Genomic DNA, 14,707 nt, shown 5'->3' on the forward strand with positions numbered 1-14,707 from the left:
CGCACAGCGCAGTCGCACCCACATTCCGGCGGCAGTTTCCCCACGGAATCGAGTGAGACGCATGAGCAGCAAGCGGGAGATCTGGCCGGGCAAGCCCTGGCCGCGAGGCGCGACCTTCGACGGCTCGGGCACCAACTTCGCGGTCTATTCGCAGGTGGCCACACGCGTGGAGGTGTGTCTCTTCGACCGGGCGGACCCGACGAAGGAGATCGAACGCTTCGACTTGCCGATGAGCACCGAGTTCGTCTGGCACGGCTACGTGCCGGACCTGGAGCCCGGGACGCTGTACGGCCTGCGCGTGCACGGGCCCTACGAGCCGGAGAAGGGGCACCGCTGCAACCCGCACAAGCTGCTCGTCGACCCCTACGCCAAGGCGCTGTACGGCGAGGTGGACTGGAAGCAGCCGGTGTTCGGCTACCCCCTGGAGCATCCGAAGAAGGACCTGATGCGCGACGAGCGCGACAGCGCGGCCGGCATGCCCAAGGGCGTGGTGGTGAGCGACTTCTTCGACTGGGGCAACGACCGGCGCCTGGACATCCCGTGGCGCAAGACGGTCATCTACGAGGCCCACGTGCGCGGCCTCACCATGCGCCACCCGGGCGTGCCGGAGCACCAGCGCGGCACGTACGCGGGCCTGGGCTCGCCGGCCATCATCGAGCACCTGCAGAAGCTGGGCGTCACCGCGGTGGAGCTGTTGCCGGTGCAGGCGTTCGCGGACGACTCGTTCCTCAACGACAAGGGCCTGTCGAACTACTGGGGCTACAGCACGCTGAACTACTTCTCCCCGGAGCAGCACTACGCCAGCCGCAAGACGCCGGGCGGCGCGGTGGCGGAGTTCAAGGCGATGGTGAAGGCGCTGCACGCGGCGGGCATCGAGGTCCTCCTCGACGTCGTCTACAACCACACGTGCGAGGGCAACCACCTGGGGCCCACGCTGTCGTTCAAGGGCATCGACAACGCGTCGTACTACTGGACCATGCCGGAGGCGCGGCACTACCTGGACTTCACCGGGTGCGGCAACAGCCTCAACGCGTCCAACCCGCAGACGGCGCGCTTCATCGTGGACAGCCTGCGCTACTGGGTGGAGGAGATGCACGTGGACGGGTTCCGCTTCGACCTGGCCACGGTGCTGGGCCGCAGCGGCAAGGGCGGCTACGACCCGAACGCGCCCATCTTCCAGATCATCAACCAGGACCCGGTGCTGGGCCGCGTGAAGCTCATCGCGGAGCCGTGGGACGTGGGCCTGGGCGGCTACCAGGTGGGCGGCTTCCCGTCGCCGTGGCACGAGTGGAACGGCAAGTACCGGGACGCGCTGCGCAAGTACTGGAAGGGCGACGAGAACCAGGCCGCGGAGGTGGGCTACCGGCTCACGGGCAGCGCGGACCTGTTCGCGGCGGCGCGCCGGCGTCCGCAGGCGTCCATCAACTTCGTCACCGCGCACGACGGCTTCACGCTGCACGACCTGGTCACGTACAGCAGCAAGCACAACGAGGCCAACGGCGAGCACAACCGCGACGGCGCGGATGACAACCAGGCGTGGAACTGCGGCGTGGAGGGAGAGACGGACGACACCGACATCATCTCCCTGCGCGAGCGCCAGAAGCGAAACCTGCTGGCGTCGCTGTTCCTGTCCACGGGCGTGCCCATGATTGTCGCGGGCGACGAGATGGGCCGCACGCAGCATGGCAACAACAACGCCTACTGCCAGGACAACGAGCTGTCGTGGGTGGACTGGAACCTGGACACGACGCGCCAGGACCTCCTGGAGTTCACGCGCAAGCTCATCCAGTTCCGCCACGGGCAGTCGGTGCTCCAGCGCCGCCGCTTCTTCCAGGGCGAGCACCTGTGGGAGTCCGAGCACAAGGACCTGGCGTGGTTCCGGCCGGACGGCACGGAGATGGGCGCGGAGGACTGGCAGAAGCCCTTCGTGCGCTCGCTGGCGTTCCTGCTGGGGGGCGACGCCATCCCCACGCCGGACGAGCGCGGCCAGCGCGTCAGCGGCGACTCGCTGCTCGTGCTGCTCAACGCGCACCATGAGCCGGTGACCTTCACGGTGCCGCCGCCGGGCGAAGGCGGCGCGTGGCGGCTGGAGCTGTACACGGCGGACGACAAGCGCGGCGGCGAGGAGATGAAGCCCGGGAAGTTCGAGATGGCCGGGCGGTCGCTCGCGGTGTTCCGCAAGCCTGGACCGGGGTTCAACGGCGCGGCGTGATAGAGCGTGCGCACCTTGTTTTCGAGGAGCGCACGGCATGGCGGACGAGGACGACGGCGGCAGGAGGGAAGAGGCCGCCGTCGCGCGGGTGTACGGGGAGATCGCCTCCGCCTACGAGGTGCTCTACCCGTCCCTGCATCGCTACGGCGACCGGGTGGAGCGCTTCCTCGCGGACGTGATGAAGCCGGGCCTGCGCGTGCTGGACATGGGCTGCGGCCCGGCGCTGCACACGCGAGGCCTGGACGCGTCCGTGGACGTGGTGGGCCTGGACCTGGCGCCGGAGATGCTGGAGCTGGCGCAGCGCGCGCGGCCCGCGGGCACGTGGCGCGTGCACAGCTACATGGAGCCGGTGCCGGAGGACCTGGGCACGTTCGACGTCGCGCTGGTGATTGGGTGTCTGGACTTCTGTGACGACCTGCCGCGCGTGCTGGGGCACCTGGGCCGCGTGCTGAAGCCGGGCGCGCGGATGTTGTTCACGGTGCTGGAGCGCAGGCCCGGGCTGGAGGCGCACGAGGCGTCCACGCGCCGGGCCCGCACGGCGGACACGGACGTGACGCTGCACCTGTGGAGCGCGGAGGAGACGGCGCGCGCGGTGGAGTCCGCGGGCCTGCGGGTGCGTGGGTACGTGCACGGACCCGGCTGGGAGCTGATGGCCGAGGAGCGCGTGATGTGGTTCGGCTGGTGGGACGTGACGCGCGGCTGAAGGGGTGCCGTCAGGATTTCCGCACGCTCGCGTCTGGTGGCCCCGTCGGCGAACTTCAGGGGGCGCACGGGGTTGTCCCGAGGCGTCCGACTCCATGCGCGGGCGCTTTGCGCCAGGGCATGCCACTCGGACGTTCCTCACGGCCATCACCGCCGGGTGTTCCTGCCGCTATCGAAGGCCGTACCGGTCGCGCGCCACCGTGAGGCGCGCATGGCTGCCCTTTGCTGGGCAAAAACCGAACTAGCTCAACCTGGTAGAGCACGAGACTCAAGATCTCGGTGTCGAAGGTTCGAATCCTTCGTTCGCCCGGGACCCCGTCGTTTGTCGCTGGTGCCAACGCGAGTCCACCGCGTCCTCCTCCCCACGCCGCACACTGGCCGGTCGCCAGGGCCTCTGGAGGCTTCCGTGCTGTTCGCGGAAGCGCTCCGGTCGCCGTCCGTGACCGGCATCCGGTGCGGAAGCCCGGGAGGCTGAACGCGGATCCGGACGGTCTGTTCGCGCGACGCGCCCGTGGGGCGGCGGGGTCCTCTTCCCAGCAGCCGGGCTGCACTCCTTTTCTTGTCGTCGAGGTGACGTGTCATGGGCATTGGTCGGGTGGAAGTGGCGCAGAACGAGCGGCTGTTCGTGGTGGTGAACGGGAAGGCGGAGCAGTACCTGGGGCCGGGCCGGCACTGGGTGGTGCGTCCGTTCCAGACCGTCCGCTTCGAGCGCGTGCCGCTGGAGCCACCGGTCACCCGGCTGGATGAGGCGAAGCTCGCGCTGGTGCCGGAGAAGGACCTCCAGGTGCTGGAGCTGGGCGCGGACGAGCGCGCGGTGGTCTTCCATCACGGCCAGCCGGTGCGGTGGCTGGGGCGGGGCCAGCACCAGGTGTGGACGGCGCAGCGGCTGCCCGGTCGAACCGGTCGGCCGGAGACGCCGACGGTGCGAGTGGAGCGCGTGGACGTGTCCGGGGTGGCGACGGAGCCCCCGCGGGACGAGGTGCGCGCGCTGATTCCGGCCAGCGACTACGTGGAGACCACGGCCACGGAGGGCACGGTGGCGCTGCGGTACGTGAACGGCGTGCTGGATGCCGTGCTGCCGCCGGGCCGTCACGCGGCGTGGACGGTCGCGCACAAGGTGCAGTTCGCGGTCATCGACCTGCGCGAGAAGCTGCTCCACGTCACCGGCCAGGAGGTGATGACGAAGGACCGCGTGACGCTGCGGCTCAACCTGTCCGCGGCGTACCGGGTGGTGGACGCGCGGCGGCTGGCGGTGGTGGCGCGGGCGCCGGATGAAATCCTCTACCTGGCCATGCAGCTCGCGGCGCGCGAGGCCGTGTCCACGCGCACGCTGGACGAGTTGCTGACCGCGCGCGAGGCCGTGTCCACGGAGCTGTACGCGCAGGTGAAGTCGGGGGCGGAGGGCGTGGGCCTGGAGCTGCTGCGCTTCGGCATCAAGGACGTAGTGCTGCCGAAGGAGATGAAGGACCTGCTCAACCGGGTCATCCAGGCGCAGAAGGAGGCGGAGGCCAACGTCATCCTGCGGCGCGAGGAGACGGCGGCGACGCGCTCCATGGCGCAGACGGCGAAGGTGCTCGCGGAGAACCCGCTGCTCGTGCGGCTCAAGGAACTGGAGGCGTACAAGGACCTGGCCGCGAAGGTGGGTCAGGTGCACCTCGTGCTCGGTGAGGGCGCGGTGCCCACGCTCCAGCTCAAGGGCGGCTGACACACACGGCTGTGTGGCTTCACAGCCACACAGCCTGTCTTCTCAGAGGGGAACCGGGGTTGGCCCGGGGGCTGCAATGTCCCCGGGCACACCCTGAAACCAAGGTTCCCGACCATGCGAGTCCTGCTCGCCACGCTCTTCGTCTGTCTTCTGGCCGCCCCGGCCGCTGCGCAGCAACCCTGTCCCCCGGCTGCTTCGCCCACCGCGGGCGTGGCCCAGGGCACCCTGGTGGCCCGCTTCCGCGCGCAGCCCGACACGGCGTGCCCGGACACGGAGCCGCGCACCTTCAGCCTCAAGCACACGGAGGTGGCCGCGGAGGTCAGCGGGTTCCTCGCCTCCGTCACCGTGACGCAGGTGTTCGAGAACCCCTACTCCGCTCCCCTCGAAGCGCTCTACGTCTTCCCGCTGCCGGAGCTGGCCGCCGTGGATGGCATGGAGATGCACATCGGCGAGCGCGTCATCACGGGCGTCATCCAGACCCGTGAGCAGGCCCGCGACACCTACGAGCGCGCCAAGGCCGAGGGCAAGACGGCCGCGCTGCTCGACCAGGAGCGCCCCAACATCTTCACCCAGTCCGTCGCCAACATCCTCCCCGGCGAGACCATCCGCGTGCGCATCCACTACGTGGAGCGCCTCACCTACGACGCCGGCACCTACCGCCTCAGCTTCCCCATGGTCGTGGCCCCCCGCTTCATCGGCGGCGCGCCGCTGCCCACGCGCCAGGGCGAAGGCGTGGAGCCCGACACCACCTCCGTCCCCGACGCGAGCCGCATCACGCCCCCCGTCCTCACCGACACGCGCAGCGGCCATGACATCCAGCTCACCGTGCGCCTGGACGCGGGCCTCCCGGTCCACTCGCTGCGCTCCACCACCCACCGCGTGGACGTGAAGCGCGACGGACCGTCCCGCGCCACCGTGAGCCTGGGCCGCGATGACCGCATCCCCAACAAGGACTTCATCCTCGAGTACGTCGTCGCCGACGCGCTCATCCGCCCCGCCGTCCTCATGCACCGCGCCCCCGGCGCGGACCACGGCTACTTCCTGGTGATGCTCAACCCGCAGTTGTCCCCCACCCAGCGGGAGATCGTCCCGCGCGAGCTCTACATGGTGCTCGACACGTCCTGCTCGCAGTCCGGCCTCGCCATCGAGAAGTCCAAGGCCATCACGAAGGAGGTGCTCAACCACCTGATGCCGGAGGACACCTTCCAGGTCCTCAACTTCGACACGCAGGTGACCAAGTTCGCGCCCACCGCCGTCCCCGCCACGCCGGAGAACATCCAGAACGCCCTGCCCTACGTCGCCAACTTCTGGGGCGGTGGCGGCACCGACGTGAACATCGCCGCCCGTGAAGCCATGCTGCCCCCGAACGACCCCGCCCGCCTGCGCATGGTGCTCTTCATGACGGACGGCCTCATCGGCGGTGACGAGCAGGTGCTCGGCACGCTCCAGGAGCACCTCCGTGAAGAGACGCGCATCTTCGCCGCCGGCGTGGGCTCCAGCACCAACCGCTACCTCATCACCAAGATGGGCGAGCTGGGCCGCGGCGCCTCCACGCTCGTCAACCTCAACCGCCCGGAGGAGGACGTCGCCCGCGAGTTCGAGCAGCGCATGCGCGGCCCCGTCCTCACCTCCGTCCACGTGGACACGGACGGCCTGCCCGTCAGCGACGTGTACCCCAAGTCCGTGCCGGACCTCTTCGCCGGCCAGCCACTGTTCCTCGTGGGCAGGTTCACGGGCACCGGTGACGGCGTCCTCCGCATCTCCGGCCGCGTGCGGGGCCAGGTCCGCCACTTCGACGTGCCCGTGCACTTCCCCGAAGTGGCCCCGGAGCACGACTCGCTCAAGAGCCTCTGGGCCCGCCAGCGCATCGAGGAGCTCACCGTGGAGGGCTACCGTGGCGAGACGCCCGAGATCATCCAGGGCATCACCGACACCGCGCTCCAGTACCACCTGATGAGCCGCTACACGTCCTTCGTCGCGGTGGAGCAGGTGGCCCGCACGAACCCCGACGGTGAGATGGTCCGCGAGATGGTCCCCGTGCAGCTCCCCGACGGCATGGTCTCCGGCGCGCTCAGCCGCGAGGAGATTCCCCCCGGCGACCCCATCATCTCCGTGCGCGCCCCGCGCAACGCCCGCCGCGTCACCGCCTACTTCCCCTTCGGCCTGGTGAAGCCGCTCACGTTCGACAACCTCACCCGCTCCTGGCGCGGCCGGTTCCTCGTGCCGCTGGGCGTCGCGGATGGCTACTACACCGTGTTCATCATCGCGGAGCTGGCGGACGGCCGCGTGGAGCGCAGCGAGGTGCGCTACCGCCTGGACTCGAAGGGCAACGACTTCGACGTCGTCCTCTCCCAGAAGGAGCTCGCCGCCGGTGACACGCTGACGCTGGACGTGGACGCGGTGGAGGCCACGCAGGAGGTCAGCGTGTACGGCGACCTCTTCGGCGAGGACCAGCACCTCTTCGACTCGCAGGACGGCCTGCGCTTCACGAAGTCGCTGGTCATCCCGGAGGGCACGCCCGCCGGTTCCTACGAGTTGGTGTTCGTCGCCCGCGACGCCGCCGGCAACCGCTTCGAGCGCCGGGAGACGCTGCGCGTCATCCACGCTCGGCGTGACTGACCCGCGAATCAATCTCGGATACCCTGGCGGCCCGTTTCGGCCCCGCGCCTTCACCGGCGCGGGGCTGGTTGCTTTCGCACCCGGCCGCGAGGAGTCCTTCGATGTCGTCGTCCCTGCACTACACGCCCAACCTCCGCGATATTGAGTTCAACCTCTTCGAGTTCCTGGACATCGGCCACACGTCGCTGGGCAAGGCGCCCTTCGGGGACCTGGACGAGACGGCGGCCCGGCAGACGCTGCAGACGTTCGCGCAGTTGTGCACGCAGGAGCTGGCGAAGAGCTTCGACGAGTCCGAGCACAACCCGCCGAAGCTGGAGAACGGCGAGGTGAAGCTGCCCCCCGGCCTCAAGGCCGCGATGGGCGCCTACTACGACGCGGGCATGCACCTGTTGGAGACGCCCCCGCACCTGGGCGGCCTGGGCGCGCCGCCGTCGCTGGGCTGGGCCGCGTTCGAGCTGCTCCTGGGCTCCAACCCCGCGCTGGCGTTCTTCACGCTGGGCAACCTGCTCGCGCGCGTCATCGACCGGCTGGGCACGGAGTCGCAGAAAAAGCGCTTCCTGCCGCACATCCTGGACAAGCGCTGGAGCGGCTCCATGGTGCTGACGGAGCCGGACGCGGGCAGCGACGTGGGCGCCGCGCGCACCAAGGCCCGGCACGTGGACGGCGACGTCTGGGAGATTGAAGGCGTCAAGCGCTTCATCACCAACGGCGAGTCGGACATCGCGGAGAACATCATCCACATGGTGCTCGCGCGTCCGGACGGCGCGGCGCCGGGCACCAAGGGCCTGTCGCTGTTCGTGGTGCCCAAGTACTGGGTGAACGAGGACGGCAGCCTGGGCGAGCACAACAACGTCGTGTGCACCAAGCTGGAGAAGAAGATGGGCCTGAAGGGGTCCGTCACGTGCGAGCTGACGTTCGGCGACGGCAAGCCCACGCGCGGCCTGCTGCTGGGCGAGGTGCACGACGGCATCCGGCAGATGTTCCACATCATCGAGAACGCGCGCATGGCGGTGGGCCTCAAGTCCATGGCCGCGCTGTCCGCGGGCTACTTCCGCGCGCTGTCGTTCGCGAAGGACCGCGTGCAGGGCAGCGACCTGGCGAAGGCGCGCGACAAGTCCGCGCCGCGCGTGAACATCCTCCAGCACCCGGACGTGCGCCGCATGCTGATGGCGCAGAAGGCCCACGCGGAGGGCCTGCGCGCGCTGGCCCTGTTCACCGCGTCCGTGCAGGACCAGGTGGAGCTCCAGGGCGGCCACCGCTCCACGGCTGCGGGCGAGGCGGACGTGCTCAACGACATGCTGCTGCCGCTGGTGAAGGGGTACAGCTCGGAGAAGGCGTATGAGCTGTTGTCCCTGTCGCTCCAGGTGCACGGCGGTTCGGGCTTCCTCACGGACTACCCGGTCGAGCAGTACATCCGGGACCAGAAGATCGACTCGCTCTACGAGGGCACCACGCACATCCAGGCGCTGGACCTGCTGATGCGCAAGGTGGCGCGCGACGGCGGCGCGACGCTGATGGGCCTGCTGGAGCGCGTGCGCGCGACGGCGGACGGCGACGAGGGCGGCCCCGAGCTGAAGACCGAGCGCGCCGCGCTGGGCGAGGCGGTGGGCCACCTGCAGACGCTGCTCGGCACGCTGATGGGCAAGCTGGGCGAGTCCGTCTACCACGTGGGCTTCCAGGGCAACCGCGTGCTGTTCGCCGTGGCGGAGGTCATCATCGGCTGGCTGCTGGTGCGTCACGCGGCCGTGGCGCTGGAGCGGATGAAGACCAACCCCGGCGACAAGGCGTTCTACGGCGGCAAGGTGGCCAGCGCCCGCTGGTACTGCCATGAGGTGCTGCCCGGCATCGCGCACGCCGCGCGCATGGTGGAGAACGGCAACCTGGACCTGATGGACCTGCCGGAAGAGTCGTTCTAGCCATCCGCCGGATGGGGCCCGAAGGACGGTAGCGACATGTCCTTCGGGCCTTCGGACCGGTGAGTGCCGGGCGTGCGCTCAGGGCTCCAGGTCAACGGCGGAGAAGGCGTAGGCACCCACGGCGTTGAAGGAGATGCCCCCCCAGAAGATGAACAGCTCGACCGTATGACGGCCTTGCTGCATCACCTGGAGGTCGAACGTTTCGCTCCTCGGCCGGCTATCGGACCTATTCGACTCGAACAGCACCTCGCCCCCGGGGCCACGCACTCGCATGCCGCAGATGTGGGAGGAGTATTCACCCTGACACGTCAACCGGTAGGCGCGGCCCGCGACGGCGTCCAGCGCGACGACGTCGACATCGCCAGCGGGCTCGACGTACCCCGAGACGGGGGTGCCGATGGGCACCGGGGTGGCTTCCGTGAGGGTGTTCGCGAAGTCGTCCGGCCCCCGGTCCAGCAGCGAGTATTTGTAGGAAAGATCGAAAGTGGAGGTGAATTTGCGGTTGTGCTCCACGCGGGCGTACACGGGACCATCCTGCGTAGCGAGCACGGCCGACTGGTAGGTCGAGAGCGCCCCCGTGCCCACCGAGCCCGGCAACGTGAGCCCGTCCGCGCCGAGGAGCTCGACACGGCAGCTCGGGGCGTAGTCAGACAAAGATGCATTGCAGCTAAAGCGGTAGATGCGACCGGCCGTGACGTGGAACGAGAACAGGTCCACGTCCTCGAGGTTGTCCAGGTTCGCGTCCACCCATTGGGAGGAGGGGTCCATGAGTTCCACGGGGGTCGCGGCCTCGAGGTAGTCCCCATGGTCATCTCCCTCGCGCACGTCCCGCCTGCAGGACAGGTCCGCCGGGACGTAGCCCTGGGGGCATTCGCAGGCGGCCTCTCCGGAGGACGTCACACATTGGCCCGGACCGCAGTCGGTGTCCTCGCACGGGTCGGAATCACAAGCGCAGAGGATGGCGAGCGCGAGCGCCATCGCCAGGGAAGAAGCAGAACGCAGCATGTCTTGGACTCCCACGGAGGCCCGGCCCCAATCCCCCCCGCGCGACCATCGTTCGTGAAAGGCGACAGGGTCAACGGGTCCGCCTGGCCCGGGGCCTCGGGTGCGGCTCCGGGGACACACACCGGGCTGGCCCGGGGTTCGCAATAGGGGGCAGCATGATGCTCTCCACCCTCACCGCGCTGACCCTGGCCGCCACCGTCACCAACACCGAGACCGTGCACGACCTGAAGCCCTTCGGCGGCCACGTCGTCGCGTGCACCGAAGGAGGCCTGGAGCTGTTCACGCCCGCCGGCCGTCCGGTGCGCGTGCTCACGGTGGAGGACGGACTCCCCAGCCACTACTGCCGCGCGCTGGAGTCCACGGGTGACCGGCTCTTCGTCGCCACGGATGAAGGGCTCGTGTCGCTGGACGCCCGCTTCCAGGTGACGCCCGTGCTGGACGTGCGCTGGCAGGCCCTGCCTCCCTCCGAGGACGCGAGCACGCCGGACTACGTGAGCCGGCTGGAGTCACTGGCTTCGGTGCTGACGCCGGGCGCGACCTACACGGCGTTCTCTCCGCGCTTCGCGGGCACGGCGGAGGGACGGCTGTTCGAGCTGGGCACCCAGCGCGCGTGGTCCCTGCCAGGACCGGTGCGCTTCATCTCCGACACGCAGGACGGCGTGGACGTGGGCACCACCGAGGGCGCGTTCTCCATCAGCGCCAGTGGCCGGCTCTCCGCGCTGCGCGACGTGCCCACCGGGCCGCTGTCCTTCACCGTGACGGAGCAGGGCGTGCGCATCGTGGGCAGCCACGGTGAGGTGCACGCGTGGGAGACGGAGTCCGTGCCGCTCCAGGCCGTGAGCGTCCCCAAGGGCGCCACCGTGTTGAGCACGGAGTGGGCGGGCACGCGGACCTCGGGCGTGTTCAAGCTTGGGCCCAAGGGGTGGCGCCGCGTCACGCCCACGGGGCAGCTCTGCGGCAATCACATCACCGCGCTCGCACGGCACCAGGGCCAGCTCGTGGTGGGCACGTTCGACCGGGGCGCCTGCATCCAGCGCGAGGACGGCCGGTGGCGGACCATCCGTTCACCTTCGCTTCCCAGCGACCAGGTGCTGGGCATCACCAGCGACGGAACGAACCTCTACGTCGCCACCACGTATGGCCTGGGCTTCCATGACGGGAAGACGTGGACGCAGATTGCATACGGGGCCCGAAACCCCGTGGCGCTGGGGAAGCTGTCCGTGCTCAACGTGTCCCAGATGGATGACGGTGTCGCGCTGGTGGATGGCCGCGGCGTGTCCCTGGTCACTCCCGGCACCGCGCCCCTGTCGCTCGTGAAGCGGGTGCCGCTGCCGAAGGAGTGGAGCAAGCACCCGTCCGTGGGTGAAGCCTCCGGCCGCTTCCTGTGGATGGGCAGCGAGGACCGGGGACTGCTGCGCTGGGACGGCGCGGCGTGGCAGCGCTTCCACGACGGCCGCGACCTCACCGACAACTGGATCACCGCGCTGTCCACCGACGCGCAGGGGCGCGCCGTCGCGGGCACCTGCCAGGATGGCTTCAGCTACTTCGACGGCGCGAAGTGGACCCGCGTGCGCGCCGCGCCCGGGCTGCCCTCCCCGGCAATCGTCTCCGCCGCGCTCGTGCCCGGCGGGGCGCTGGTGGGCACGCTGCTCGGCGCGTCGTACTTCGACGCGGCCACGGGGCAAACGCGGGCCCTGCCGAAGCTGGCCGACCCGCGCGTCTACGCCGTGCTTCCGGACGGCGACTCCGCCCTCTTCGGCACCGAGGGCGGGCTGTCGAGCGCGGCCTGGAAGGCCGTCTCGGCTCCGGCTCTCAGTCAGCGCTGAGACCGCGCGGCCAGCTCGCGCTCCACGTACAGCCGCAGGATGTGCATGAAGTCCTGCGCGTTCGTCACCACGCCGAAGGCCTGGTGCGTGCCCCGGTCCTTCAGCTTGCTCACCACGAACTCGGACGAGTCCACGCAGATGGTGGGCAGCTCCCTCAGGGAGCCGTCCTGCCCCGTCACGAACGCGGGCAGCATGTTCCCCGTCGCGATGGCGTGCAGCGCCGTGGCCACGAGCACCGCCATGGTCGCCTTCACCGCGTGCCTTCGCATCGCGTCCTGCGCCGCCAGGTTGTCCGTCACCACGTCCGGCAGCGGCCCGTCATCCCGGATGGAGCCCGTCAGCACGAACGGCACCCCGTGCTTCACGCACGCGTGCATGATGCCGTTGGTGATGACGCCCGCCTCCACCGCCTTCGCGATGGAGCCCGCCTGCCGCACCCGGTTGATGGCGCGCATGTGCAGCCCGTGCCCGCCCGACGTCGCCTCGCCCGCGCCGCTCATCCCCAGCGTCGTGCCGTAGATGGACGCCTCGATGTCGTGCACCGCCACCGCGTTGCCCGCGAGCAGCGCCCCCACGAAGCCGTTCTCCACGAACCACGTCATGTCCGCGCGCGCCCGCGAGTGCACCAGCGCCGGGCCCGTCACCCAGATGGGATAGCCGCCCCGCTCGCGCTCCTCCACCAGCAGCCGCGCCATGTGCGCGTAGTCGATGGGCTTCTCGCGCGACACCTCGCTCGTCATGAACTTGAACTCGCCCTCCCCGCCCTCCGCCAGGTAGGCCATGTTCACGTAGACGCCCTCGCTGCCGTCCTCGGCCTTGCCCACCACCACGCGCTCGCCCGCGCGCACCCGGCGGCCCTCGCGCACCCAGAGCTCGCCCTGCGCGTCCAGCACCAGCGCGCCGTCCATGCGCGGCTCGCGCGGCATCCGCCACCGCCCGTCCACCCGCACGTACGTGGGCAGGTTCGTCGTGGTGAAGAAGCCCTCCGGCAGCACGCCGTCCGCCGGAGCCGGGGTGAAGCGCGCGTCCGGGAAACCGCTGAACCGCGCCGCCGTGAAGTCGGGATGAGCAATGGTCGTCACCCCGCCACCATGCGCGGGCCCCACCCCTCCGTTCAAGGGCGCAGCACCTCGCCATCCCCTTGGATTGTTTCCCCTTTCATAAGGGCCACCCACCTGGACGCACCCCGTCACGAACAGCGCCCCGCAACCCGCGCGCGAATCCCGGGTTCAAGCCTCCAGGGACGACGCGCTGGCACCCACGCCCGCGCCCACCCAGGAGGAGTCACCATGAAGCGCAACGGACTGGGGATGCTCGCGGCGGTGCTGGGCCTGACGGTGGCGCTGCCGGCCGTGGCCGCGGAGGCCGACCGCCGCCAGGTGAACCAGCAGCAGCGCATCAACGAAGGCGTGAAGAGCGGCGAGCTCACGGGCCGCGAGGCCGTGCGCCTGGAGCGCCAGCACCGCTCGCTCCAGCGCGAGATCCGCCGCGACCGCCGGGACGACGGCCACCTGGACGCCGCCGAGCGCGCCCGCATCGACGCGAAGCAGGACGCCCTCAGCCGCCGCATCGCCCGCCAGAAGCACGACGCCCAGAGCCGCTGAATCCCCCGGTAATTGCGCACCGCGACAGGGACGCCCCGGGCGGCCCTCCGGGGGCCCTGTCGCGGCTGCGCGCCCTTCCCAGGGTCCGGATTCCGCTCCGGGTACGCCCGTTCGCGCCCATGTGCGCGCCTGGAGTGAAAAGCAGGTGGGGGACGCAACACCGGTTCTTGAACGGCGAGAATGGAAACAATCGCAGCCGGTGACCACTCCGGGTCACTGCTCCCCCAAGGAGCCCCCCCATGAGCAGCTACCGCATCCAGTCGGGTGACACCCTGTCCGCGCTGGCCCAGCGCTACGGCACGTCCGTGGACTCGCTGATGAAGGCCAACCCGCAGATCACCAACAAGGACCTCATCTACGCGGGCAAGACGCTGAACATCCCCGGCTCGCGCGACAGCTTCGAGTCCGGCACGCAGGGCGTGCGCGGCGGCGGCGCGGGCGGCAACAGCGGCGCGGGTGACGTGTCGGCGCCTCCGGGTGGCGCGGGCCCGGCCACGCGCGGCCCCGGTGGCAGCCCGTTCGACATCGCGGTGTCGCACCTGGGCAAGAACGCCGGCTCGCTGAAGCTCGAGGGCAGCGGCGTGGGCGCGGACATGGAGGACTGGGTCCCCAACAACGTCAACTGCGCCAACTTCGTCTCCGCGTGCCTGGAGCAGGCCGGGCAGATCAAGGACAGCCAGCACAGCGCGTCCGTGATGACGCTCCAGGCGAACCTGGACCGCGACCCGAACTTCCAGCGCGTGAGCCTGAAGGACGCCAAGCCCGGCGACGTCGTCTCCATGAAGGTGGGCAGCGGCCAGCACGTGGTGATGTTCGCGGGCTGGAAGGACGGCAAGCCCCAGTTCATCGGCTCCAACAACATCAACTCGGACGGCTCGCAGCGCATCAGCTACACGTCGATGAACTACCCCATCATGTCCGTGCACCAGTACCGGGGCTGAACAGACCTGACGCCCGCGGTCCCCGATGGGGCCTTCGCCTTCCCGCCCCCCTGGGGCCCGGAAGGGGGAGGCCCCATCCGTTCTTCCGGGGGGATGGCCCTGGCCGCCTGCCCTCCAAGGCACCCGGAGTGGCGCGGGCCGCACATTGCCCATGGCCTATCGTCCAGGGCTGGACGT

General features: G+C 70.1%; 10 protein-coding genes. 8 read left to right on the plus strand and 2 right to left on the minus strand.

Going from position 1 to position 14,707, the window contains the following annotated elements; translation table 11 throughout:
* Nucleotides 1-61 precede the first annotated feature (61 nt).
* The 5 genes from glgX (at nucleotide 62) to K8556_RS08735 (ending at nucleotide 9,154) form a co-directional block, all read left to right on the plus strand.
* Nucleotides 62-2,212, plus strand: a complete 2,151-nt coding sequence (gene glgX / locus K8556_RS08715; RefSeq protein WP_223739558.1) for a glycogen debranching protein GlgX — start codon at nucleotides 62-64, stop codon at nucleotides 2,210-2,212.
* 37 nt (nucleotides 2,213-2,249) lie between these two features.
* Nucleotides 2,250-2,915, plus strand: a complete 666-nt coding sequence (locus K8556_RS08720; protein WP_223739559.1) for a class I SAM-dependent methyltransferase — start codon at nucleotides 2,250-2,252, stop codon at nucleotides 2,913-2,915.
* A 579-nt stretch (nucleotides 2,916-3,494) separates the two neighbouring features.
* The gene (locus K8556_RS08725; RefSeq protein WP_223739560.1) at nucleotides 3,495-4,619 is read left to right on the plus strand and encodes a slipin family protein; all 1,125 of its coding nucleotides are present in this window, start codon (nucleotides 3,495-3,497) and stop codon (nucleotides 4,617-4,619) included.
* A 114-nt stretch (nucleotides 4,620-4,733) separates the two neighbouring features.
* On the plus strand, nucleotides 4,734-7,238 hold the full coding sequence (locus tag K8556_RS08730) for a VIT domain-containing protein (RefSeq protein WP_223739561.1): 2,505 nt from the start codon (nucleotides 4,734-4,736) through the stop codon (nucleotides 7,236-7,238).
* A 101-nt stretch (nucleotides 7,239-7,339) separates the two neighbouring features.
* Entirely contained in the window at nucleotides 7,340-9,154 is a 1,815-nt protein-coding gene (locus K8556_RS08735; RefSeq protein WP_223739562.1) for an acyl-CoA dehydrogenase, read from the plus strand.
* A 78-nt stretch (nucleotides 9,155-9,232) separates the two neighbouring features.
* On the opposite strand, the gene K8556_RS08740 is transcribed toward K8556_RS08735, so the two are convergent.
* Nucleotides 9,233-10,159 carry a hypothetical protein gene (locus tag K8556_RS08740; RefSeq protein WP_223739563.1) on the minus strand — a complete coding sequence of 309 codons (927 nt, stop codon included), beginning with the start codon at nucleotides 10,157-10,159 and terminating at the stop codon, nucleotides 9,233-9,235.
* A 155-nt stretch (nucleotides 10,160-10,314) separates the two neighbouring features.
* On the opposite strand from K8556_RS08740, the gene K8556_RS08745 reads away from it, so the two are divergent.
* Complete coding sequence (locus K8556_RS08745; protein WP_223739564.1) at nucleotides 10,315-11,985, plus strand: hypothetical protein; 1,671 nt, start codon at nucleotides 10,315-10,317, stop codon at nucleotides 11,983-11,985.
* Here K8556_RS08745 and K8556_RS08750 read toward each other — a convergent pair.
* Entirely contained in the window at nucleotides 11,976-13,067 is a 1,092-nt protein-coding gene (locus K8556_RS08750) for a hypothetical protein (protein ID WP_223739565.1), read from the minus strand. The two genes, K8556_RS08745 and K8556_RS08750, sit on opposite strands and share 10 nt — an antisense overlap.
* Before the next feature lie 207 nt (nucleotides 13,068-13,274).
* On the opposite strand from K8556_RS08750, the gene K8556_RS08755 reads away from it, so the two are divergent.
* Entirely contained in the window at nucleotides 13,275-13,589 is a 315-nt protein-coding gene (locus tag K8556_RS08755) for a hypothetical protein (protein WP_120575710.1), read from the plus strand.
* 239 nt (nucleotides 13,590-13,828) lie between these two features.
* Nucleotides 13,829-14,530: a LysM peptidoglycan-binding domain-containing protein gene (locus K8556_RS08760; protein WP_223739566.1), complete on the plus strand. Its 702-nt coding sequence runs from the start codon at nucleotides 13,829-13,831 to the stop codon at nucleotides 14,528-14,530.
* The last annotated feature ends 177 nt before the right edge of the window (nucleotides 14,531-14,707 follow it).

Origin of the sequence: Corallococcus sp. AS-1-12 (assembly GCF_020036995.1) — a bacterium.
In the GTDB taxonomy this organism is placed as follows: Bacteria; Myxococcota; Myxococcia; order Myxococcales; family Myxococcaceae; genus Corallococcus.

What these genes read in the sequence shown, in the direction of transcription:
- glgX (WP_223739558.1), top strand. Translation starts at nt 62, where the DNA reads ATGAGCAGCAAGCGGGAGATCTGGCCGGGCAAGCCCTGGCCGCGAGGC.
- K8556_RS08720 (WP_223739559.1), top strand. Translation starts at nt 2,250, where the DNA reads ATGGCGGACGAGGACGACGGCGGCAGGAGGGAAGAGGCCGCCGTCGCG.
- K8556_RS08725 (WP_223739560.1), top strand. Translation starts at nt 3,495, where the DNA reads ATGGGCATTGGTCGGGTGGAAGTGGCGCAGAACGAGCGGCTGTTCGTG.
- K8556_RS08730 (WP_223739561.1), top strand. Translation starts at nt 4,734, where the DNA reads ATGCGAGTCCTGCTCGCCACGCTCTTCGTCTGTCTTCTGGCCGCCCCG.
- K8556_RS08735 (WP_223739562.1), top strand. Translation starts at nt 7,340, where the DNA reads ATGTCGTCGTCCCTGCACTACACGCCCAACCTCCGCGATATTGAGTTC.
- K8556_RS08740 (WP_223739563.1), bottom strand. Translation starts at nt 10,159, where the DNA reads ATGCTGCGTTCTGCTTCTTCCCTGGCGATGGCGCTCGCGCTCGCCATC.
- K8556_RS08745 (WP_223739564.1), top strand. Translation starts at nt 10,315, where the DNA reads ATGATGCTCTCCACCCTCACCGCGCTGACCCTGGCCGCCACCGTCACC.
- K8556_RS08755 (WP_120575710.1), top strand. Translation starts at nt 13,275, where the DNA reads ATGAAGCGCAACGGACTGGGGATGCTCGCGGCGGTGCTGGGCCTGACG.
- K8556_RS08760 (WP_223739566.1), top strand. Translation starts at nt 13,829, where the DNA reads ATGAGCAGCTACCGCATCCAGTCGGGTGACACCCTGTCCGCGCTGGCC.